Annotated in this window: 22 protein-coding genes; 12 read left to right on the top strand and 10 right to left on the bottom strand. The window is 31.0% G+C overall.

Features of this window, described 5'->3' with window-relative positions:
* The first annotated feature begins 51 nt into the window (after positions 1-51).
* Positions 52-504, top strand: a complete 453-nt coding sequence (gene smpB / locus RSC72_RS04995; RefSeq protein ID WP_332545808.1) for an SsrA-binding protein SmpB — start codon at positions 52-54, stop codon at positions 502-504.
* A 66-nt stretch (positions 505-570) separates the two neighbouring features.
* The gene (locus RSC72_RS05000; RefSeq protein ID WP_332566183.1) at positions 571-2,067 is read left to right on the top strand and encodes an OmpA family protein; all 1,497 of its coding nucleotides are present in this window, start codon (positions 571-573) and stop codon (positions 2,065-2,067) included.
* A 76-nt stretch (positions 2,068-2,143) separates the two neighbouring features.
* Here the strand turns inward: RSC72_RS05000 and RSC72_RS05005 are convergent, their stop codons facing one another.
* Positions 2,144-3,775: an ABC1 kinase family protein gene (locus RSC72_RS05005; protein WP_332545812.1), complete on the bottom strand. Its 1,632-nt coding sequence runs from the start codon at positions 3,773-3,775 to the stop codon at positions 2,144-2,146.
* Positions 3,776-4,041: 266 nt separating this feature from the next.
* Here RSC72_RS05005 and rpsA point away from each other — a divergent pair, with 266 nt between their 5' ends.
* From rpsA to RSC72_RS05020, 3 genes are all read left to right on the top strand, one after another.
* Entirely contained in the window at positions 4,042-5,874 is a 1,833-nt protein-coding gene (gene rpsA / locus RSC72_RS05010; RefSeq protein WP_332545814.1) for a 30S ribosomal protein S1, read from the top strand.
* A 196-nt stretch (positions 5,875-6,070) separates the two neighbouring features.
* The gene (locus RSC72_RS05015; protein WP_221405163.1) at positions 6,071-6,538 is read left to right on the top strand and encodes an Lrp/AsnC family transcriptional regulator; all 468 of its coding nucleotides are present in this window, start codon (positions 6,071-6,073) and stop codon (positions 6,536-6,538) included.
* A gap of 16 nt (positions 6,539-6,554) precedes the next feature.
* The gene (locus tag RSC72_RS05020) at positions 6,555-7,568 is read left to right on the top strand and encodes an EamA family transporter (protein WP_332545816.1); all 1,014 of its coding nucleotides are present in this window, start codon (positions 6,555-6,557) and stop codon (positions 7,566-7,568) included.
* Between the two features lie 59 nt (positions 7,569-7,627).
* Here the strand turns inward: RSC72_RS05020 and RSC72_RS05025 are convergent, their stop codons facing one another.
* The 5 genes from RSC72_RS05025 to RSC72_RS05045 form a co-directional block, all read right to left on the bottom strand.
* Positions 7,628-8,146 carry a hypothetical protein gene (locus tag RSC72_RS05025; RefSeq protein WP_332578437.1) on the bottom strand — a complete coding sequence of 173 codons (519 nt, stop codon included), beginning with the start codon at positions 8,144-8,146 and terminating at the stop codon, positions 7,628-7,630.
* Positions 8,147-8,227: 81 nt separating this feature from the next.
* Complete coding sequence (gene ribB, locus RSC72_RS05030) at positions 8,228-9,352, bottom strand: 3,4-dihydroxy-2-butanone-4-phosphate synthase (RefSeq protein WP_332578438.1); 1,125 nt, start codon at positions 9,350-9,352, stop codon at positions 8,228-8,230.
* A 9-nt stretch (positions 9,353-9,361) separates the two neighbouring features.
* A complete protein-coding gene (locus RSC72_RS05035) occupies positions 9,362-10,822 on the bottom strand; it encodes an LptF/LptG family permease (RefSeq protein ID WP_332543911.1) in 1,461 nt (486 codons plus the stop codon).
* Positions 10,823-10,825: 3 nt separating this feature from the next.
* Positions 10,826-11,455 carry a LolA family protein gene (locus tag RSC72_RS05040; RefSeq protein WP_332543912.1) on the bottom strand — a complete coding sequence of 210 codons (630 nt, stop codon included), beginning with the start codon at positions 11,453-11,455 and terminating at the stop codon, positions 10,826-10,828.
* 35 nt (positions 11,456-11,490) lie between these two features.
* A complete protein-coding gene (locus tag RSC72_RS05045; protein WP_332543913.1) occupies positions 11,491-14,040 on the bottom strand; it encodes a DNA translocase FtsK in 2,550 nt (849 codons plus the stop codon).
* Positions 14,041-14,163: 123 nt separating this feature from the next.
* Between RSC72_RS05045 and RSC72_RS05050 the strand changes: the two genes are divergently transcribed.
* The 4 genes from RSC72_RS05050 to RSC72_RS05065 are packed head-to-tail and all read left to right on the top strand — an operon-like array spanning position 14,164 to position 17,270.
* Positions 14,164-14,523, top strand: a complete 360-nt coding sequence (locus RSC72_RS05050) for an SdpI family protein (RefSeq protein WP_332543914.1) — start codon at positions 14,164-14,166, stop codon at positions 14,521-14,523.
* A gap of 22 nt (positions 14,524-14,545) precedes the next feature.
* Positions 14,546-15,634, top strand: coding sequence for a DNA polymerase III subunit gamma/tau (gene dnaX / locus RSC72_RS05055; protein ID WP_332543915.1), 1,089 nt, complete (start codon positions 14,546-14,548; stop codon positions 15,632-15,634).
* Between the two features lie 17 nt (positions 15,635-15,651).
* Positions 15,652-16,269 carry a hypothetical protein gene (locus tag RSC72_RS05060; RefSeq protein ID WP_332543916.1) on the top strand — a complete coding sequence of 206 codons (618 nt, stop codon included), beginning with the start codon at positions 15,652-15,654 and terminating at the stop codon, positions 16,267-16,269.
* Positions 16,270-16,310: 41 nt separating this feature from the next.
* On the top strand, positions 16,311-17,270 hold the full coding sequence (locus RSC72_RS05065) for an FKBP-type peptidyl-prolyl cis-trans isomerase (RefSeq protein WP_332543917.1): 960 nt from the start codon (positions 16,311-16,313) through the stop codon (positions 17,268-17,270).
* Between the two features lie 79 nt (positions 17,271-17,349).
* On the opposite strand, the gene RSC72_RS05070 is transcribed toward RSC72_RS05065, so the two are convergent.
* From RSC72_RS05070 to RSC72_RS05085, 4 genes are all read right to left on the bottom strand, one after another.
* Positions 17,350-17,841: a TlpA family protein disulfide reductase gene (locus tag RSC72_RS05070; protein ID WP_332515731.1), complete on the bottom strand. Its 492-nt coding sequence runs from the start codon at positions 17,839-17,841 to the stop codon at positions 17,350-17,352.
* A 116-nt stretch (positions 17,842-17,957) separates the two neighbouring features.
* Positions 17,958-20,186 carry a TonB-dependent siderophore receptor gene (locus RSC72_RS05075; protein WP_332578439.1) on the bottom strand — a complete coding sequence of 743 codons (2,229 nt, stop codon included), beginning with the start codon at positions 20,184-20,186 and terminating at the stop codon, positions 17,958-17,960.
* Positions 20,187-20,316: 130 nt separating this feature from the next.
* A complete protein-coding gene (rsmD, locus tag RSC72_RS05080) occupies positions 20,317-20,859 on the bottom strand; it encodes a 16S rRNA (guanine(966)-N(2))-methyltransferase RsmD (RefSeq protein WP_332543920.1) in 543 nt (180 codons plus the stop codon).
* Entirely contained in the window at positions 20,835-21,629 is a 795-nt protein-coding gene (locus RSC72_RS05085; protein ID WP_332543921.1) for a DUF3822 family protein, read from the bottom strand. Before RSC72_RS05085 ends, rsmD begins: the two co-directional genes overlap by 25 nt.
* A gap of 200 nt (positions 21,630-21,829) precedes the next feature.
* Here RSC72_RS05085 and kdsB point away from each other — a divergent pair, with 200 nt between their 5' ends.
* The 3 genes from kdsB (at position 21,830) to RSC72_RS05100 (ending at position 24,018) form a co-directional block, all read left to right on the top strand.
* On the top strand, positions 21,830-22,573 hold the full coding sequence (gene kdsB, locus RSC72_RS05090) for a 3-deoxy-manno-octulosonate cytidylyltransferase (RefSeq protein WP_332543922.1): 744 nt from the start codon (positions 21,830-21,832) through the stop codon (positions 22,571-22,573).
* A gap of 149 nt (positions 22,574-22,722) precedes the next feature.
* Complete coding sequence (locus RSC72_RS05095) at positions 22,723-23,274, top strand: HNH endonuclease (RefSeq protein WP_332543923.1); 552 nt, start codon at positions 22,723-22,725, stop codon at positions 23,272-23,274.
* A 75-nt stretch (positions 23,275-23,349) separates the two neighbouring features.
* The gene (locus RSC72_RS05100; protein WP_332543924.1) at positions 23,350-24,018 is read left to right on the top strand and encodes a LolA family protein; all 669 of its coding nucleotides are present in this window, start codon (positions 23,350-23,352) and stop codon (positions 24,016-24,018) included.
* The last annotated feature ends 11 nt before the right edge of the window (positions 24,019-24,029 follow it).

Here is a 24,029-nt window from a genome sequence, read left to right on the forward strand (position 1 = left end):
GTTTGTTTGACCTTCCGGCAAAGTTACAAATTTTAATTGGAATAAAATAAAGTGCAAAAAGAAGTTACAATTAAGAATAAGCGCGCCAGGTTTGAATATGAATTAATGGATTCATACGATGCCGGCATCCAGTTGTTTGGAACTGAAATAAAATCAATCCGTATGGGAAAGGCTTCTATTACAGAAAGTTTTTGCCAAATGAAAGACGGAGAACTCTATATCATTAATATGTTTATAGACGAATATGATTGGGGAACCTACTTTAATCATAAAACAAGAAGAGACAGAAAACTTTTATTGCAAAAATCTGAATTACGTAAATTAGAACGTAAAACAAAAGAAACAGGATTGACAATTGTAGCTACAACGCTGTATATAAACAATAAAGGGTTGGCTAAATTAAAAATCTATTTGGCAAAAGGAAAGAAACTTTTTGACAAAAGAAACACAATAAAAGGAAAAGATTTGAAAAGAGATTTGGATAGAATGATAAAGAATTCTTAAATTTGTCTTATTATTGTATAAAAATTAAGTAAATTTTAATATATTTAAAACGCTAAATATTTGATAATGAAAAAGTTTAATCTATTATTGTCTGCAGTAGTGTTATTCCTAGCGGGTAACTCTTTTGTTGATGCTCAGAATTCTAAGAATCCTTGGGCAATTACAGTTGGTGCTCACGCAGTTGATCACAACTCGGCGACTGGTCCATTTAACCAGTATTTCAAAACAGATAACTGGGATATTGTTCCACCGTTATCTAAATTATCTATCATCCGTAACTTAAACAGATCTTTTGATGTTGATTTAACTGCTTCTGTTGGTGAAGTTGATAACAACAGATTAGCTATTAAAGATGAATTATTCATCAATGCTGGTTTAGGTTTACGTTATAAATTAGCTAATGGTTACATTTTAGGTGAGGATTCTTGGTTTGATCCATATATCCGTGTTGGTGCTAACTACCACAGATATGATTACACTGGATTAGCTTTCCCATTAACAGCTTACTACGGTAACGAAAATGGAGGAACTTACCAATTAACAGAAGTTGAAGATTTAGAAAAAAATCATTTTACAATTTCTGCAGGAGCTGGATTTAACTTATGGTTTACTAAAAACTTTGGTTTAAACGTTGCTTCTGATTATAACTGGTTACCAGCTTACGGAGGAAAGAATTATTTTGACTTCTTTCAACATTCAGTTGGTGTAACTTTCCGTTTCGGAAAACAAGATAGAGATAATGATGGTATTGCAGATGATGAAGATGCATGTCCAGATACTCCAGGTATTGCTACAGGAGATCCAGCTACAAACGGATGTCCAGATACTGACGGAGATGGTATCTTTGATAAAGATGATGCTTGTCCAGAAGTTGCTGGTTTAGCTGAATTCCAAGGTTGTCCAGATACAGATGGTGACGGTGTTGCTGATAAAGATGACGCATGTCCAGAGGTTGCAGGACCAGTTGAAAACAACGGATGTCCTTGGCCAGATACAGATAATGATGGAATCTTAGATAAAGATGACGCTTGTCCAAACGAAGCTGGTTTAGCTCAATTCCAAGGTTGTCCAGATACAGATGGTGACGGAATCGCTGATAAAGATGATGCTTGTCCAACTGTTAAAGGACCAAAAGAAAACAACGGATGTCCATGGACTGAAGTTCAAGTTGCTTCACGTTTATCTAACATTTTATTCGAGTACAACTCTGATAAAATAGTTCCTTCATCTTACGATGACGTACGCGTTGCTGCTCAAATCTTAAATTCTGATGATTTAAAAGCAAATTCTTACTATATCGATGGTCACGCTGATCAAAGAGGTTCTGATGCTTACAACAAGAAATTATCTTTAAAACGTGCTCAAGCTTTAGTTAATGTTTTAGCTGAGAGAGGTGGAGTTGATAAATCTCGTTTAACTGCTCGTGGATTAGGAGAAGCTAACTTGTTATGTACTGAGGAAACAGAAGAATGTTACCAAAAGAACAGACGTGTTGAAGTTTTACCTAAAAACGCAACAGTTATTGAAACGAAAGTTTTAAAACCAGCTAAAAAGAAGAAATAATAATTCTTTAAATAGCTTACAATAGAAATAGCCACCTCATTGAGGTGGCTATTTTATTTTTTGAAAGTTTTTTTATTTACTTTTTTCTAAAGACTAATATAATGATACAACCAGCCGTAAAAACAGAAAGTAAATATCCAATCCAAGAGAGTAGTGGCATATCCAAAATCATAGGTCGAATAGTTGTATTAGCCAGCATACTTGCTCCGATACCAAAAGTTAAAGTAAGAATAGCCAAAACAATTTTGTTGATACTATCTTTCATCAACTTTTCTATATGATCAATTTCATTGATTTTGAAATTCATAGATAGATTATCGTGATTTATTTTTTCAATTAATTTTAGCGTATCTTCTGGTAAGTCATTAATTAAATCCTGAACATCTTTCAGATTATCAATTGCTTTCTTGCTCAAATGTTTTGGATGAAATTTTTGACGTGCTAATTTCACAGCGTATGGACGCATAGACCGTTGCACATTAAGATCAGCATGTAATTGTTGTCCAATGCCTTCTATCAAGGCAATTCCACGCATTAAGATATAAACATATTCGGGTAGCAAAACATGATTGTTATGAAGTATATGATTAAATTTTTTGATGATAATTTGTACCTCAATTGTATCAACAGTGTTGTATTCTAAATAATCAAAAATATCTGCAATATCACGTTCCAATTGTTTTTCGTTATCGATATAATGCTTAATAGCCATTTTTTTTAGCGACCGAACAATTCTTTTCGGGTTTTTAAGTCCAAAATCAATCACAACATTTTCTAAAGCTTCTTTTTCGTTAATGGCTAAAATTCCCATCGATCCAAAATCTATGAATACAATTTGTCCATTTTTTTTGATGAAAATGTTTCCAGGATGAGGATCCGCATGGAAAAAGCCGTCTTCAATTAATTGTTTCAAATAAATATCAAATCCTTTTTGGACGATTTTTTTTGGATCTAAACCCAATTCGTGTAGTTTTTCGACATCATTTACCTTGTATCCATCAATAAATTCCATGCACAGAAAATTATTGTTAGAATAATCCGCGTAAGTTTTAGGAACATAAACATCCTTATTACTTTCAAAATTTTTTCTGAAACGTTCAATATTCTGTAATTCGTTTGTTAACGAAAGTTCTTTGATGATAGAGTTTTCAAATGATTTCTCAATTTCAGAAATAAATAATTTTTGAAGTTTTTCATATTTTTTCTCTAAAAAATGAATGATATCGCGAATCAATGCTAAGTCAGATTCAATTATTTTCTGAATATTAGAACGTTTTACTTTAAAAATAACCTCTTCACCATTTAATAAAGTAGCGCGATAAACTTGCGAAATACTTGCAGCAGCAAAAGGATGTTCATCTATTGTTAAAAAATGTTCATCAGGGTTTATACCAAATTCATCTCTTATTTTTTGTCTGATGTCTATTTCTTCAGGAGGAACATTGTCTTGTAATTTTTTTAATTCGTCGATTAAAGCTTCAGGAACCAAATCTTTTCGATTGCTTAATAATTGCCCAAATTTGATGTAAGTTGGCCCTAATTCTTCTAGAACTAATCTAAAACGTTGATTAAAATTGGCGTTGAAAATTTCGTTTGTTGGTTCGTTGTGGAGAAAATCGCTTCCACGAGATAAAATTTCATCTAAACCATGTTTGGATAAGACACTTACTATTTTAGAAAATCGTTTTAGTTTTTTTAAACTATCCATAAAATATAAATTGGATTTGATGACAAGTTACAAATAAAGTGACTTTTGTTTTGCCAACATTATTATAAGGTTTTATAAATAATTTGTTGTAAATAAATTTAAAATTTTATCATGTGTTTGATATATGTAAAATGTTCATTATCTTTGCACTCGCTAAAATGATGAAGGAATCAAGCGATTAATTATAAAGTTAAACAACTCTCCGTCATATATTTGCATTTTGATGATTCCAGAATAAATGTGATTGAGATACAAATTTTTAGAATATGTCTAAAGAAACAAACCAAGAGGAGGTACAAGAAGTTGTATTGAACACTCCAGTATTAGATGCGTCTGCAAACGCAAACGTAACACCAGAATCTTTTGATTGGGAATCTTTCGAATCAGGATTAAACGAAGAAGATCGTAAAGAAAAAGCTGAATTAGAGCAAATGTACGATACAACTTTAGAAGAACTACATGAAAATGAAGTATTCAAAGGACAAGTTGTACGTATTACTGATAAAGAAGCTATCGTTGATATCAACTTCAAATCAGAAGGTGTAATTTCATTAAACGAATTCCGTTATAACCAAGATTTAAAAGTTGGTGATATAGTAGAGGTAATGGTTGACCAACGTGAAGACAAAAACGGTCAATTAATCTTATCTCACAAAAAAGCGCGTACATTAAACGCTTGGGATGCTGTTAATAAAGCACATGATTCTCAAGAAATTGTTAACGGTTACATCAAAGCTCGTACGAAAGGAGGTATGATTGTTGACGTATTCGGAATCGAAGCTTTCTTACCAGGTTCTCAAATCGATGTTAAACCAATCCGTGATTACGAACAATTCGTAGGAAAAACTATGGAGTTCAAAGTTGTTAAAATCAACCCAGAATTCAAAAACGTAGTAGTTTCTCACAAAGCGTTAATCGAGGCAGATATCGAAGTTCAAAAGAAAGAAATCGTTGCTCAATTAGAGAAAGGACAAGTATTAGAAGGTGAAGTTAAAAACATCACATCTTACGGTGTATTCGTAGACTTAGGAGGTGTTGACGGTTTAATCCACATTACTGACTTATCTTGGTCTCGTATCAACCACCCATCTGAAATCTTAGAAGATGGACAAAAAATTAACGTTGTAATCTTAGATTTCGACGAAGATAAATCTCGTATCCAATTAGGTATTAAGCAATTAGAAGCTCATCCATGGGATGCTTTAAATGCTGATATCAAAGTAGGTGACAAAGTAAAAGGTAAAGTAGTAGTTTTAGCTGATTACGGTGCTTTTGTTGAAGTTGCTCCAGGTGTAGAAGGTTTAATCCACGTTTCTGAAATGTCTTGGTCTACTCATTTACGTTCTGCTCAAGATTTCGTAAAAGTTGGTGACGAAGTTGAAGCAGTAGTTTTAACTTTAGATAGAGAAGAAAGAAAAATGTCTTTAGGTATAAAACAATTAACTCCAGATCCTTGGACAGATATTACAACTAAATACCCAGTAGGTTCTACTCACAAAGGTAAAGTTCGTAACTTCACAAACTTCGGTGTATTCGTAGAATTAGAAGAAGGTGTTGACGGATTAATCTACATTTCTGACTTATCTTGGACTAAGAAAATTAAACACCCATCAGAATTCTGTGCGGTTGATGATATCTTAGACGTAGTAGTTTTAGAATTAGACGTAGAAGCTCGTCGTTTATCTTTAGGACACAAACAATTAACTGATAATCCTTGGGATCAATACGAAGGTAAATACGCTGTAGGAACAACTCATACAGGTACTGCTGTTGACGTATTTGATAAAGGAGCTACAATCCAATTTGAAGATGCTGATGTTGAAGCTTTCGCTCCAGCTCGTACTTTAGAGAAAGAAGATGGTTCTCGTATCAAGAAAGGAGAAGAAACTTCTTTCAAAGTTATTGAATTCAACAAAGAATTCCGTCGTGTAGTAGTTTCTCATACATCAACTTTCCGTGAGGAAGATATTAAGATTGAGAAATCTAACAACAATAATAACAATAACAACAACTCTAATAATACAATCGAAACTTCTACTTTAGGAGATATTGATTCATTAGCAGAATTGAAAAAGAAAATGGAAGAAGGAGGAAACTAATTCTCTAACCCAAATTTTTTTAAAATAATTAAGCTGTCCAGTTTTGGACAGCTTTTTTTATTTTGTAGATAATGTAAAGTTATATTTTCGAACATTATTAGTAAATAAAAAATAAAACACGAAGAATATACATTTTTTAATAATTATTTTGAATATTATTCAAAAAACACTTAATTTTGCACTCGAAATGGAAAAGATAGAATACAATTTAGATGCTACTGACTTGAAAATCATGCGATTAATGCAAGATAATGCACGTATTAATAATGCAGATATCGCAAGAGAATTAGGAATGGCACCTTCTGGGATTTTAGAACGCGTAAAAAAGCTTGAAAACAAAAATGTGATTATTGCTTATCATGCAAAAATAAATCCTGTTGCGGTTGGACAAAAATTACTTTCGTTCATTTTTATAAAAACGATAGATATTATTGGCGACGAAACCGTAGGAAGACAATTGGCAGAAATTCCAGAAGTGTTAGAAGTTCATGATATCGCAGGTGAAGACGGTTATTTGATAAAAGTTAGAACAAGCGATTCTGAAGGTTTGGTAGAATTGATGAGGCAACATTTAAGTAAAATTGGCGGAATTACATCTACACGAACAACAATTGTATTACAAACCATAAAAGAAGAACAGAATATCGTTATACCAACGGTTTAATAAAAATTAGAGTGCAATGAAAGGAGGACAACCAAGTAAAATGCTAATTATACTAGCTTATTTCGTGGTTTATGTAGTTTGGGGATCAACTTATTTTTTTATAGATAAAGCGTTACATGGATTTAGTCCATTTATTTTAGGTTCGTTTCGCTTTATTGCGGCGAGTACCTTATTAATGGGATATTGTAAAATGAGAGGTTACAAGTTATGGAATAAACAAATTGTAAAACAATGTATGTTTACAGGTTTTATGCTGTTGTTTATTGATATGGCTGGTATTATTTGGTCGGAACAATTTTTACCAAGTGGAATAGTTGCTATTATGGCAGCTTCGGCAGCTATATGGTTTATCGTTTTGGATAAACCAAAATGGAAACAAAATTTCTCTAGTTTACCCACAGTTTTAGGTGTTATTTTTGGTTTTATAGGTGTTTTGATGTTGTTTTACGAACAAACAACTTCTACACATGTAAATCCAGAACAACAATTTCTAAATACTGTAGGAATGATTGTTTTGATTATCTGTGCCATCGCTTGGACGTTAGGATCTTTGTATTCTAAACATATTTCGGATAAGCAAAAGAAAGATGTTGTAAAGTCTAAAGAAGATTTACATATTATGGTAAAAACGGCTTGGCAGATGATAACTGCAGGCGTTTTATTTAATACCGTTGCAATGTTAAATGGCGAATATACACGATTTGAATTGAGTAACGTGACAACCGAAGATTGGTTGTCTATGGCTTATCTTACAACATTCGGTTCTATTTTAGCATTCGGTTCTTATGTTTGGTTATTGCAAGTTCGTCCAGCTGTAGAGGTTTCTACTTATGCATACGTCAATCCAATTGTTGCAGTTGCCTTAAGTTATTTCTTTTCGGATGATGTGGTAACACATTTACAGATTTATGGATTAGGGGTAATTTTATTTAGTGTTCTATTAATGAATTGGAACCTTTATAAAAATACGAAAATCGTTCAGAAAATCTTAAACTTTGTTAATGAAAGGCGTTTTACTAGCGCTCATTAAATATTATGATTTATTTAAAAGAAAAGCAGCTCAAGAAATTGAACTGCTTTTTTTGTTGATTATTTTGAATATAATATATTTTTAAGTTTTTTGAATTCATCTTTGGCACCAAATGCATCAGTGTTAATATCAGATTCGGTGAAAGTTGATTGTTCACATTTGAAACAAATTTTAGCAATTCCTACAATTTTATTTTCTTTTTTGAAAACCAAAATATCATTATAAAATGGAATACATGCAGTCATAAATCCATTAATAGATTGATTTTCATCAAAACAAAATAACTTATTTAATTTATCATTTTTTAAAGTTGAAATGGTTGATTTATTAAAATCATTACTTGATAAATTAACTAATTTATCAACATCTTTAATTTTTAAAAAAGTTTGACCTTGAAATACATCAACTAAGAACTTATTATTTTGCAAATCTGGAGGAATACTATCTAAGTTTCGTTTGAAATTGTACCATTCAATTTCATCGTACTCATAAAAGGGTTGACAGCCTTTTTGTTTACATGATAGTAAGGAAATAGATATTATTAAAAGTGTTGTAAAAAGAAATAAATTATTCTTCATATTATTAATATTTAATTTCAAATCTACAAAAAAAAGCAGCTCTTCTCAGAACTGCTTTTGTATTATGGTAAAATAATTTTCTTATAATTGAGAACATTTTACAATCTCCAAACCATATTGTGTTGTATGAGGATCTTCTAAATTGCGGGTAATTAAATTGATTTTCTGAATACCCAAATCTTTGATAATTTGAGATCCTATACCGTGATCTTTTTCGTCAGCAGGTAAAACACCTGATTTAGATTTTCCTTCAGAAAAACTTTTTAAAATTTCTAATTTTTGTTCTATCAATTCCGAGTTTTGAATATTGTTGATAAAAATAACAACTCCTTTTTTTTCTTCATTAATAATATTCATTGTTTTTTCTAGCAAAGGAGTTTCTCCATTTTGCAAAGCACTAAACAAATCGTAATAACTATTTGTAGATTTTACACGTACTGGTACAACATCATCTTTTGTCCAAGTTCCTTTTTTCAAGGCAAAATGTACTTGATTATTTGTTGTTTGTTGATAAGCGATTAATTCGTAATCTCCGAATCTTGTTTTTGCCTCAAACTGATCGATACGTTTTATTAATGATTCGTTTTCTAATCTATATTTGATTAAATCTTCTATCGAAATAATTTTAAGATCAAATTTCTCTGCAATTTCTAACAATTCAGGAAGACGAGCCATTTCACCATCTTCTTTCAGAATTTCGACAATACAACCCGCAGGATAATGTCCAGCCATGCGCGCCAAATCTACAGCTGCTTCTGTATGCCCCATGCGTACTAAAACGCCACCATCTTTCGCAATAAGTGGAAAAATATGTCCTGGTTTACCTAAATCATCTGGATTTGTATCTTCGTTGATTAAAGCTTGAATAGTTTTAGAACGATCCGAAGCAGAAATACCTGTTGTACAACCATGTCCTTGTAAATCGACAGAAACGGTAAAGTTTGTTTCGTAAATTGCCGTATTGTGTCCAACCATCAGGTCAAGACCTAACGCTTTACATCTTTGTTGTGTAAGTGGTGTACAAACCAAACCGCGTCCGTGAGTAACCATGAAATTGATTACTTCTGGTGTTGCAAATTCGGCTATACATAGGAAATCTCCTTCATTTTCGCGATCTTCATCGTCAACAACAATGATAACCTTTCCTTGTTTTAGATCTTCTAAAGCTTCTGCAATTGTGTTTAATTGAGATGATCTTTTTTCCATTTTATTTGTTTATTGATAACGAGAATGTTCCTCGATTTTGTTTGTCTTTCTAAATTTACTAAAGAATTTTACAATAGGGTCGACGTAAACACTAATATTAAATATTTCCGAATCTTGATTTGCTTTATAACAGAATAATAAAGAAAATGGTAATGCAATAATATTAGCCGCCCAAGCTGCTATTGTAGGATCAAGATTACCATTTTTTGCCATATTTTCGGCAGAAAAATTAATGATAAAATAGATAACGAAAATAATAATCGAGATAATTACCGGCATTCCAATTCCTCCTTTCTTTACAATTGCACCAAGTGGAGCGCCAATCAAAAAGAAAATAATACAAGTTACAGCGTACGAAAAGTTACGTTGATAATGTATGTTTACTTTAGAATATAATTTTTCGCGGTTGATAATTTCTTGTTGCGTAAAATTTAAGTTTTCTTGATCACGATTAACCATTTGTACTGCCTGAGTAAGAATTCGGTCTTTATCTGTAACACTGTATTCTTTTAAATCAAAAATCATATTGGTATTTACAGAGTCGACTTCTTTTGTCTTTTTGGCAAAGTAATAATTTTGGTTGAATGTATTTTTTTGTAATTCTTTGTAATATTTTTTATAATCACCGTTTAATGAATCAATCAAATGGCGAAGACCTCCACCGTCTAGATATTTATACGATCCGCCTGGATCTTCATCTTTTCCAGAGTTTAAGATATCAGAGATGTCAATATAATAATTTAGTGTATCAAATTTTGTATATTGATTTTCTTGACGAAGACGTTCTTCTTGGTTTTTGTTTTTGACGTTGTCTGAATAAGCAATACCATCATAAAGTTCCATTTTTAGGTATCGATTGTCTTTTTTATCTGGTGCAAGATTTCCTTTTTTAGCTAAAATTGTCATTGTATTTTCGCCAAAAGGTGAATTTTGATGCACAAAAACATCTTCTAGTTTTTCGGAATTTTCTCCAGAAACTTTATTGATTTTCATTTGAAAACCAGGAATAGATTCAATAAAAATACCTTCTTTAATATTCATAGCAGGTTTTGTTTGTAGAATATTATAGAAAATTGTTCGTGCTTTTTGTTGAGAAAAAGGCATTACTTTATCTCCAAAAAAATACAGCCCGACAGACATTAACATAATCAAACCAAAAAGCGGTGCAAAAATTCGAGTTAATGAAATTCCAGAGGCTTTCATGGCTGCTAATTCGTAACGTTCGCCCAATCCACCCATTGTCATAATAGAGCCTAAAAGAATTGTTAACGGTAAAACTAACTGAACAACATTGATACCTAAATAAAAAAGTAATTCTGCAATCGTATACCATTCTAATCCTTTACCAACAAATTTTTCCATTTGTTGCCAAGCGAATTGAACGATAAAGATAAAAAATAGAACACTAAAAATGAAAAAAAACGGACCTAAAAAGGTCTTAATTACATACCAGTCAAGCTTCTTTAACATTGATTATAATTGAGTAATAATATAGCCTTGCGACTTATATTTCTTTTGGTCAAAGTTAAAGTAACTTTTGTGAATAAGTAAATTTTCAAGATAATCTTTTACAATAATAGATGTAGTTTCTCCATTTTTGCCAATTTCTTTGTAATCGTATATTTGATTATTTGATGTATTAACACCCAAAATACAATATTTCATGGTTGATGAAGCTGTTGGTGTTAATTTGATGTGTTGAATGGTTTGGTTTCCTACTTTTATTTTGTCTGACAAAGTATAGTTGTATCCCGAACGATAAGTATTCAAAATTTTTGTAGGTGTTAAAAAATCATCTGTGTTTGATGCATCAGAAATGGTAACTTCTTTATCATCTTTAGAAATTGTGATTAATTCTTTTCCTGTAAAAATTTGACTAATATCACCAACATTCAGATTAAATTTTTGTTTCATAGAGTAAACTTCTCCCGAACGAGTTGTTGATTTTCCGTTTACCGTATGGTTAAAATCAAACTTGATGTAATATGAGTTTGCGTTTGTATATTTTGTGTAAACTTTATCTAAAATTTGTTTTGCCGATTGTGCATTTAAAGTTCCAACCCCTACTAATAAGAGTATGAAAGTATAAATAATTTTTTTCATACAATTGATTTTTTTTTATTCTGTTTTTAATAAATTTAATTCAAATTATTCAACAACTGTTCCAAACTAACTTCGTCTTGTATTAATACTTGACGAGCTTTACTTCCTTCAAAATGTCCTACAATACCAGCAGCTTCTAATTGATCTATTAATCGACCAGCACGGTTGTATCCTAATTTTAATTTTCGTTGTAATAATGATGCTGATCCTTGTTGTGCAATAACGATTAATCGTGCTGCATCTTCAAATAATACATCACGGTCAGATAAATCAATATCTAAAGGAGAACCTCCATCTTCGCCAACATATTCTGGTAAAAGCATTGCATCTGGATAACCGCGTTGTTCACCAACAAATTCTGTAATTTTGTCGACTTCTGGCGTATCAACAAAAGCACATTGTAGACGAACTAAATCATTTCCAGTTGTAAATAACATATCTCCTTTACCAATAAGTTGATCGGCACCAGGTGAATCAAGAATTGTTCTAGAATCTATTTTCGACGTTACACGAAAAGCAACACGAGCAGGGAAATTAGCTTTTATAGTTCCTGTAATTACATTAACCGATGGACGTTGAGTCGCAACAATTAAATGGATACCAACGGCACGTGCTAATTGTGCTAAACGAGCTATAGGTAATTCAACTTCTTTTCCTGCGGTCATTATCAAATCTGCAAACTCATCAACAATCAATACGATATAAGGTAAAAAACGGTGTCCTTGTTCTGGATTTAATTTTCTTTCCTTAAACTTAGCATTGTATTCTTTTATGTTACGAACAAATGCATTTTTTAATAAATCATAACGATCATCCATTTCAATACAAAGCGAATTTAAAGTGTTAATAACTTTTGCATTGTCTGTAATAATAGCTTCTTCAGCGTCGGGTAATTTAGCTAAATAATGACGTTCTATTTTCGAATAAAGTGTAAGCTCTACTTTTTTTGGATCAACCATTACAAATTTTAACTCGGATGGATGTTTTTTATAAAGTAATGATGTAATAATAGCATTCAACCCAACCGATTTACCTTGTCCTGTTGCACCAGCCATCAATAAGTGAGGCATTTTAGCTAAATCTGCAATAAAAGTTTCATTTGTAATTGTTTTACCAAAAGCAATTGGCAACTCCATATCCGAATTCTGAAATTTTTGAGATGCAATAACCGAATGCATAGAAACCATAGAAGGATTGCTATTCGGAACCTCAATACCAATTGTTCCTTTTCCAGGAATTGGTGCAATAATACGAATACCAAGCGCAGATAAACTAAGGGCGATATCGTCTTCTAAATTTTTAATTTTAGAAATACGAACTCCAGCTTGTGGTACAATTTCATACAAAGTAACTGTAGGTCCTATGGTTGCTGTAATAGATGCAATCTCAATTCCATAATTTCTTAAGGTTTCGATAATTCTATTTTTATTTACCTCTAATTCTTTTTGATCGATCAATGTATTTCCTGTGTCATACTTTTTTAACATAGAAATAGGAGGAAATTGAAAACTAGGTAAATCTAAACGTTGATTATATTCGCCTTGTTCTTGTACTAATCGCGCAGAAGTTTGCTCTAAAGTTTCTTCTTCGTCAATTTGTGTAATTTTAAGCTCAACTCCATTTTCAGTATCCGAATCAATATTTTCTAATTCGTCAACAACTTCTTCTTCATAAGTTTGTACAAAATCGACTTCTTCATTATCATCAATTTCATCAACAACTAAAGTCGTTATATTCAGAGGCATTTCGTCAATTTGTTCTTCCTCTTTTGGTTGATTAACAGTAAAGTTTTGACTAAAAGCTTCATCAGGATTAATACGATGAGATTGAATTGCTTTGTCTTCTGCTACTTTAATCAAGTTTAATTCTTCTAACGCATCTTTCTCTTGTTGCGTTTCTGCTTCTTTATTAAATTTATTTATTTTTTCTTGTTCCTCTAGCTCTTTACGCTGTCTTAGTTCAATTTGTTCTTTTTTGATTCGTTCTTGCTCTTTTTCTATTCGATCAATCTCTTTTTGCTGTGCACGTTCTTCCATTTTTTCTTGTAACATTTCGTACGTTACTCTAAAATGAATCACACAATAAATAATCAAACTAACTATAAGTAACAAGATAACACCAAGTTTACCAATAAAACTGTTTAGAAAATCATTAATCTCGAAACCCATTACACCACAAAGCATATGTTGATCTGGAAAAATACAACCAAATAAAATTGGTAACCAAATCATAAAAAAGATACTTTGATAAAGCGTTGTGAATGGTTTAATTTTTTTCCAATTTGTAGCAATTTTAACTCCTAAAAGAATAAAGAAAACGGGAATAAAAAAGGCAACAACACCAATACCTTGCAAAATGAAAATTTCTCCAAGTAAGGCTCCAAATTTTCCGAATACATTTTCAGCAGGATCATTTTTATCCAATAAATCAGAGATTTGACTTTGATCAATTAATCCATTAAAGAAATAAGAGATAAACGATATAAATAATAACAAGCCAAGAACCAAGAAAATGATTCCGACAATTGTTTTTATGATTTGTTTTTTAGGAGTTTTAGGAACTTCCTGTGTGTTTTTTATAGCCATTTGTAAGGTTGAGTATATTAGCGCAAAAATAATGAAACTTTAAAGACCAATCTAACGAAAAAGTATTTAATTTTTTGTATTTTGATATAATTAATATGAAGAATTTAATTTTAAATATTTAAAATGAATTTAGAAAGTCCATTATTTATTTTACCAATTATATTTGGTACAGTTTTATTGATTGGAGGTTTAATTCAAAGAATATTCCCTCCAAAACATATTAACCCTTTGTATGGTTATCGCACAAAAAGGTCAATGGAAAATGAAATAAATTGGAAATTTGCACAAATCTATTCTACAAAAATTATGTTATTTTTTGCTTTGGGTTTTTATTCAATTTCTTTTATTGGTTTATTTTTAAACGTAAATTATATCTTAGCTTCAATTATTTCTTTAGGATTAATGTTCATTTTTTGTATCACAATTTTTGTTTTGGTCGAAAAGGATTTAAAAAAGAAGAATTGCCTAAAAAATAAAATTTAAAACCATTATATTTGCCATTAGTATGGAAAATTTTGTTGTTTCAGCCAGAAAATACCGCCCACTAGATTTTGAAGACGTCGTAGGACAAGCTTCTATTACAAATACTTTGGAGCAAGCGATTAAGACAAACCAATTGCCACAAGCTTTGTTGTTTTGTGGACCAAGAGGTGTTGGTAAAACGACATGCGCAAGAATTTTGGCAAGAAAAATTAACGAAGAAAATGGATTAGATGGCGATCAAGATTTTGCTTTTAACATTTTTGAGTTAGATGCTGCATCAAATAATTCGGTTGATGATATTCGTAATTTGATTGATCAAGTTCGTATTGTTCCTCAAATTGGAAAATACCGTGTATATATTATTGATGAGGTGCACATGTTATCTACAGCAGCTTTTAATGCTTTTTTAAAGACATTAGAAGAACCGCCAGCGCACGCAATTTTTATTTTGGCAACTACAGAAAAACATAAAATTATTCCGACTATTCTTTCTCGTTGTCAAATTTATGACTTCAAACGAATTAGTGTTGAAGATATAAAAGGACATTTGAAAAATGTTGCCGAAAAAGAGCATGTTACGTTTGAAGATGATGCGTTGCATTTGATTGCACAAAAAGCAGATGGTGCGTTACGCGATTCATTATCTATCTTAGATAGAATGGTAACTTTTACCAATAAAAACTTGACATATACATCTGTTGCAGAAAATTTAAATGTTTTAGATTACGATTATTATTTTAAAATGACAGACGCTTGTTTAGAAAATGATATTCCACAAGCGATGTTACAATTAAATGATATTTTGAATAAAGGTTTCGACGCACATTTATTTATTTCTGGTTTAGGTGCTCACTTCCGTGATTTGTTGATGGCTAAAACAGCTAACACAGTAAGTTTGTTAGAGGTTGGTGAACGCATAAAAGCAAAGTATCTAGAACATGCACAAAAATGTGATGCAACATTTTTATTTGGAGCAATTGAAATTTGTAATGAAGCAGATTTAAATTATAAAGCAAGTAAAAATCCACGTTTAACGGTAGAAATTGCTTTGATGCAATTAGCATCTTTAACAGCGAATGAAAATGGTCTAAAAAAAAAAAGTATAGAATAGTACCACCAACATTCTATTTGAAAGAAGAGCAACAAAAAGTTTCAAATATTGTTGTTCCAAATATTATTCAAAATCAAGTTAATAATCAACAAAATACAGCTCAGACAGTTGTAAAAAGTGTGATTATAGAACAAGAAGTAAAAGAGTATACGCGTGCTTCTAAGCCAATAAAAAATAATGGTTTGGGATCTTTTAGCCTTAAAATGGCTTTACCAGGGAATAAAGTAGAAGAGTTTCAAGAAGAAATTTTGAGAAATGATTTACCACGCGAAAAATTTACAATAGATCAAGTAAAAGAAAGTTGGCAAAAGTTTTTGGATCGATTAAAAATAGAACATAATATACCTTCTTACAATGCTTTGATGACGACTAATTTAGAAGTTATCGAAAATGAAATTATTTTTGAGTTTAGTTCACATTCTTCTGAACAAGAGTTCGAGGTTTACCGAGATCGGATTAGAAATAATTTGCGAACACAACTTAAAAATCATTATTTTGCCATTCAAATTAAATTATCAGAGAAAGAAGCAGAAAATCATATTCTATCTAAAAAGGATAAATTTCAGAAGTTATCAGATAAAAACCCACTTTTATTAAAATTAAAAGAAGAATTTGGGTTAGATTTGTATGAATAATGAAAGTTTCTTATTAAACTTGCACTAAATTTTTATAAATAATGAAAAAAGTTCTTTTAGGGATTTTTGTTGTTGCGTCGTTAGCGTCTTGTAACAAGGGAAAATCTGTAGATAAATTAGAAAGCGAAGACCACAAGGCTTCTTATGCTTTTGGTACTGGTCTTGGTGAGCAAATCAAAGGTCTTGGAGGACGTTTAGTTGAAACTGATAGTATCAACTACGATCAATTAGAAAAAGGGATCCGCGATTACTTAAAAGCTGGTAAAGAAGGTAGAGAATCTTATGCGATTGGTCAACAAGTTGGTCAACAAATAGAAACGGTAATCAACCAACAACAATTAGATCAAATGGACAAAGATATCATTGTTCAAGGGATTATGGATGTTGTTCGCCACAAGAAATTATTGATTACACAAGAAGCTGGTATGGGTATTTTAGATACTTATGCAAAGAGTAATCAACAAAAATTGGTTAAGAAAAACTTAGACGAATCTGCTAAATTAATCGAAGAGAAGAAAAAAGCTTCAGGAGCTAAAGCTACAGCTTCAGGATTAGTTTATGTTGTAGAAAAAGAAGGATCTGGAGCTAAACCAAATATTAACAGTGTAGTTAAAGTAAAATATACAGGAAAAATTTTATCAACAGGTAAAGTTTTTGATAGTACAGATAAAAACCCAGAAGCTAAAGGAGGTGTAGAATTTCCTTTAAACCAAGTTATTCCAGGTTGGTCAGAAGGTTTACAATTAATGACAAAAGGTGCAAAATACAAATTCTATATTCCTGCTAACTTAGGTTACGGTGAAATGGGAGCTCCTGGAGGACAAATTGGACCAAACCAAGCATTGGAATTCGAAGTAGAGTTAGTAGACTTCAAAGAAGGTCAGCCAGCTCCAGCAGCAGGTCAACCAGGTGCTCAAGGAGGACAAGGAATGTCTGATGCTCAATTGCAAGAATTACAAAAACAAATTCAAGCTCAAGCAGCTCAACAACAAGGTAAATAATCGGTAATCGATTTTATATATCAAAAGAAACCCGTTCCAATTATGGAACGGGTTTTTTATTTCTATTTTTTTTGAATAATTATTTCAGAAAATTAAAAATTTGATTTGCTTCTACCGAACCTTTTTTAGTTGTTAATAGATTTTTGTCTTTGTCAAACAAATAAAAGGTAGGAATAGATGTTGGTTGAAAAATTGGACCAAATTCATAATTAGAATCATACAATAACTCAACATTTTTATTGTCTACTAATTTTGGCGCATGCTCTTTTAAGAAAGGTAATACCTCTTCGGCTTTATATTCTGAAACTAAAATAATTTGAGTGTTTTTGAAATGTTCTTCGTAATTATTATTGAAATGATTTAACGCTAATTGACAATGAATACACGTTGGAGAATACAAAACAATCAAAGTTTGTTTTCCTTTTTTGATATCTTTTGAGTTGTAAATTCCGTCTGATTGCATTTTTAGAAAAGAAAATTCGGGAATTGTTTTTAAAGTATTTTCTGTTTGCTGTGCAAAACTAAAAATAGAGCAAAGTACTATTAATAGTGTTGTAAGTTTTGTTTTCATATTAACTAATAAATTTGAGGAAAGTTAAGCTAATTCTATAAAAAATAAAAGCGACAATTTTTTAAATTGTCGCTTTGTATTAAAAATGATATAAAATATAGTTGTTCTAAGGAAAATTAGAATTTGAAAACAATTTGTCCAGCCATGTTAAATGGATCAATTTGATTGATGTATCCACCACGGTAATATGAGTTGTATCCGATTTCGTCTGTAATATTATTAAAGAATAAACGGAAATCAAATTTCTTTATTGAATACCCAACTTGTGCATTAAGCGTTGTGTATTCTGGCATTAAGAATGGAGCTTGTCCATTCATTACATTTCCATGAGCATCCTTTGTTGTATTTCTATCGTTAACTGGACGAGAACCAACGTAATATGCGCCAACAGATAGTGATAAACCATCAACAAAAGTATTTGTATTTTGGAATTTGTATTGCACCCATGCGTTAGCTGTATTGCGTGGAGCATTCATTGGGCGTGAACCATCTACATATGTTGGAGAACCTTCGTATTGCGTATCTAAGTATGAATATCCAAGCATAACTTGAACATTTGACAATGGACGTCCAGTTACTTCAATCTCTATACCTTTTCTTTTTAGATCTCCTGCAAGTAAGTAATAACCAGTTCGTGTATTTCCATTCATAACCTCGTAAGCTAAATTTTCATTAACCATATCAAAGTATGTGATATTTGCTCTAAGTCTGTCATTAAACCAATCTGTTTTAATACCAGTTTCAAATTGCTTTGTGCGAGAAGTACCAACTGTTCCTCCTCCTTGTAATGGATTTGATGCAGAACGTAAAGAAGATGTTGTTGTAAATGATCCAAATAAATTAATATTTTTAATTGGCGAAACCATTAATCCTATCATTGGATCTAAAACATCTTTTGAGTTTACACCAGAATATGACCATCTCAAAGCTCCAACAACTTTTACATAATCTGTAATATTAAGATGATGTTGAGTCATAAAACCATAGTAGTAACCGTTATCAAGAGGACTTGATGTATTGATTGCTAATTGAGAAAAATCAAAATTATTAGGTAATTTATTATTAATATCTTGTAGTACATTTATTGGGTCTTCTACTACAGGAATAGTAGATGTCATAATTGGTTTACCGTCTTTATCTACCTTTTTCGAATCAATTTGTGCGCTACGAGAATCTACACGATAAGTTGTGTAATCGTAACCAGCTTGCCAACTCCATTTAAGAATTCCTGCCTGAAAATCTTTTCCCATTACATCAATCTGAATTGTTGTATTTCTATCATTTCTAGTTGAATGTCCTAAAGATCTTGTTCTTAAAGCGTAATCTGCAACATTTCCTGCTTTATCTTTTATTAATGATAATGAAGTACTTTGTTGATCACGATCGTTTACCGAACCATAGTATGCAGCACGTACATTAATTTTGTCTGTTAATTGACGAGTAGCACGTAATGAGTATGTTGTAGCTTCACTTTTATCAAAATCTGTATCAAAACCTAAGAAACGATGTCCCATATTAGCTAAAGCTTCTGTAAAATCGTTGTTTAAATTTACAGTACCTACATCTGGAACTCCTTCGAAATTTAAATAATCCATTTCTGCAATAATTTCTGTCTTATCATCAGGTCTCCAAGCAACAGAAGGTTGTATATAGAATCTTTTGTTATTCACAATATCTCTATAACTATCACCTTGTTGATAAGCTCCGTTTAGACGAAAAGCAAAAGTTTTTGCATTGTCAACAACACGTTGAACATCAAATGTTGTACGAACTTGATTCCAAGAACCTACACGTAATCCAATATTTCCAGCATTTATAAAACGTGGAGTTTTAGTTGCTAAATTAATTACTCCTCCTGCAGAACCTAAACTGTTTCCTACACCTTGTGTAATGGCAGCAGAACCTTTGATTACTTGTACAGATTCAATTCCTTGCATATCTGCAATTGCGCCAGCGGTTCTAAAATCTGAGTCTTGTCTTACACCATTTCTTAGTACAGGAGTTCCACGATATCCACGAATAGACATAGATTCTCTATTTCCACCGTAAGAGCCAAATAAGGTTACTCCAGGAACATTTCGAGCAGCATCCGTAATAGTTAATGCTCCTTGTTCTTGGATTAATTTCTCTGAAATTGTAGATATGGTTTGTATTTGCTGATTTGGTGTTACAGGAAAACGTGTGATAGCTTCTAATCCACGTTGTTTTTTATTACGATCTCCAAAAATTTCAACTTGTTGTAAATCGTTAACAGTATCTTTTTTCTCTTTTTCATGTTCTTGTGCAAAAACAGAAGAAAAGCTAAGTAGAGTTATTGTTGTAAGTAGAAGTGAATTCTTTCTCATATATTATATGTATTTATTCTAAATAAAATTAATATTGCAAATTTAATTAGACTTATTACAAATAAAAAATAAATCGGCTGATACATATCATATACAGCCGATTTGTTAATAAAAATATAAAATTGAGATTTTATTCGAAGAATGTAAAATGTACGTTTCCGTATTTTTTATGTTGTACAAAATGAGGTAAATCTTCAAAAGAAATAGTAGAAGGATGTTCTAAAACAAAGTTTCCACCTTCTTCTAACCATTCGTTCTTGAAAATTAATTCTACAATTGTTTTATAAGCATCTACTTCCAAATCATAAGGAGGATCAGCAAAAACAATGTCATATTTTTTTGATGCTGATTTTTCCAAAAATTTTAGGACGTCACTTTTTACAGTTGTAATTGTTTCGTCTAATTTTAGTTGTTTACTTGTTTCGTCTAAAAACTTTATACAGCCGTAGAAATTGTCAACAGAAGTTACTTTTTTGGCTCCTCTCGAGGCAAATTCTAATGAAATACTTCCAATTCCAGAAAATAAATCTAAAACCGAAATTTCATCAAAATACCATTCGTTGTTCAAAATGTTAAATAATGCCTCTTTGGCAAAATCTGTAGTTGGGCGCACCGGTAAATTAGTTGGCGCGGTAATTCTTTTTCCTTTTAATGTTCCTGAAATAATTCGCATTCGAATAATTTATATAATGTAAAATATTGTCCTAATTGTTTGTCATTATTGTTGAAATTAACATTTCTGATGTATTTTTTTAATGTTTCATAATATTCTGGTGAGTTTAAAAGGTCACCAAAAGCATATAACGAAACATTATTTGGACTAATATTTAATTGATTTAATGTATACAAAATGTAAAACAAAAAGTCCTCTTTGGTTTTTGTTTCAAATAAATTATAAAAAATAAAATCTCCTTTATGTAGAATGCAAATTTCTAATTTTTGATGCATCAAATTGATGTAAATTTCGTCGTCTTTGGAATTGATTTTACCATAATCAATCAAAAATTTACCCGAATGATACAAGCGTGCATTCTGTAAATTTGGCAACGAAAGTAAAATGTTTTTTAACGGATAATGAATATTGTAAACAATAGACGCATCTTCATTTTCCAAAGGACAATCAATCGCTAATTTTATAGGATTGTAGTTAGAAAGAGTTAATAGATCCTCTAATGGATGATGTAAAAACTGATTTGGAACCACGTTAATTGTTGTCGATAAAAAGCAAATGTGCACAAAATCATATTCTTGTAACAATGTCAAATTAGAACGTAATTCGTGTTCAATCTCAATTTCCGTTTTATTAAGATTCGTAAAATCCACAGAATAGTCATAAACATCCGAATAAGAAGTAGTTTCTCCATCAGTTGTTTTTGTAATATAACTAAGCATATCGTGTGATAATAAAATCGCTAACGAACGTTGAGTTGCTGTTTTTGACATAAATTTTTCTTTATCCTTGGATTTTTAACTCGTTGATTAAGATATAAATCAACCCTAATGAAATCAAAAATAACAAAATTTTGAAAGCAATCTTCATACAGAAAATTTATTTTGACAAAGATACTATAATTATTTTGTTGAATATAGATGGATTTCATCTCATAGTATTTTAAATTTACTGAAATTTGAAAATAAAAAAAGTGAAAAAAATAGCCGTAATTCCAGCTCGTTACGCTGCATCGCGTTTTCCAGGTAAGTTGATGCAACAATTGGGCGATAAAACTGTGATTAGAATGACGTATGAAAACGTAATTGCAACACAGCTTTTTGATGATGTTTTTGTGGTAACAGATTCTAAACTTATTTATGATGAAATTTCTTCGTATGGAGGAAAAGCAATTATGAGTATAAAGGATCATGAAACAGGAAGTGATAGAATTGCTGAAGCTGTTACAGATATAGAATGTGATATTGTACTGAATGTACAAGGGGACGAACCTTTTGTTAATGAGAAAGCATTAGCAGATATTTTATCATCTTTTGATGGAGTAGAAGGTGAAAATGTAGATGTAGCGACTTTAAAAGAGCCTATTTATAAGGAAGAAGAAATTAATAATCCGAATTTTGTAAAAGTAGTATCAGATTATAAAGATTTTGCCTTGTATTTTTCTCGAAGTCCAATTCCTTTTGCACGCGAAACTAATTTTGCTCCAAACTATTTTCGTCATATAGGTATTTATGGTTTTAGAAAGGAGGCTTTGCTAAAATTTTCTAAATTGGAAATGCGTCAAAATGAAAAAGCAGAAAAATTAGAACAATTACGTTATTTAGAATATGGTATGAAAATAAAAGTGATTGAAACTGATTTTATTGGTGTAGGAATTGATACACCTGAAGATTTAGAGAGAGCAAAAAAATATCTATCCGATGTTGTTAAAAAATAATCAATAAACTATATATAAACTATCTTTGCGACGAAATCGATCTTAAAATTTAAAAAATATTGTCATCATTTATTTAAAAAAAATAGATAAAAAAATGATTTCGGTATGAATGTTGTTGTAAAATGTAAACGTAAGTTAAAATAGTGATTATGAGTGATTCATGGAAAGAATACGGAGCAGAAGGTTTAATAGAAAAAAGATCTTTTTTAGTCTCAAAAGAAGGCTTAGTTAAAAAACTTTATACAGGTCAAGACAAGCATAAAGTTTTAGAAGGAGCAATCAATAATGGTTACCGCGCAATATGGGTAACGAAAGCTGATGGTAAAAGAACGGCAAAATATGTACACAAAATGATAGCCGAAACTTTTTTACCAAATAAAGAAAACAAGGAGTACGTTGTACATCTTGATCACAATAAATTAAACAATGCTTTAGATAATTTAAAGTGGGCAACTTTAGATGAATGGAAAGAGCATAACAAAGATTTATTTAGAATGATGAAAGGACGCTCTCGTCTAGACAGTATTCCAAATAGTAAATTAACAGAAGCTCAGGTAATTCGCCTTAAGAAGAAGTTAATGGATCCGAATAGAAAGGCTAGAATTTCTACTTTAGCAAAACAATTTAATATCTCACAAGGACAAGTTTACCGTATTTTAAGAGGAGAAAACTGGTCGCATATTGAAGTTAAATTAGATTAAACTCTTGTTTGGATAAGTAGAACTTTAAATTTGTTTTGTATATTGTTCAACCAATTATAAACGAAAAAAGTTTTTATGTTGAAAATGAAGTTGAGTGCAATTGTATTATCATTATTTTCTGTAGTTGTTTTTGGGCAAGATGCAGATAAAATAATAGAAACACATATACAAAAAACAGGAGGAGAAGCAGCTTGGAATAATTTGAACAGTATTATTCTCAAAGGAGAAGCCATTATAAATATCGGAGACACATATCCTATGATTGTTTATCACCAAAGACCATACAATAAAAAAGTGGTTTTTGTGATGAATGGTAAAGAGATTTTGAACGAAGGTTATGATGGTAAAAATGGCTGGACATATAGTGAAGTTGCCAAGAAAAATGTAGTTGTACCAGAGTATAAACCAGACGCTTTTGATTCTGATGTTTTAAAATATAAACAAAAAGGATTTAAAGTAAAATATGTTGGTACAGAAAAATACGACCAAAAAAATAGTTGTTATAAAGTCGAATTAACAAAAAATTCGAATTCTACAGTTTATTGTTTTGATAAAAATTCTTATGAAATTGTGATGGAAAAAAATAAAGATGAAACACTTTATTACTCCAATTTCAAAATGTTTAATGGACTTTCTTTTGCTACCAAAATATTAGGAAAACCAGTTGAAGGAGGCGAGTATATTATTCGTTTTTCGGATATCAAGATTAATCCTGCAATAGATAAAAAGAACTTTAAATTTTAATATATACAAAA

The organism is Algoriella sp., assembly GCF_036647415.1.
Taxonomy (GTDB): domain Bacteria; phylum Bacteroidota; class Bacteroidia; order Flavobacteriales; family Weeksellaceae; genus Empedobacter.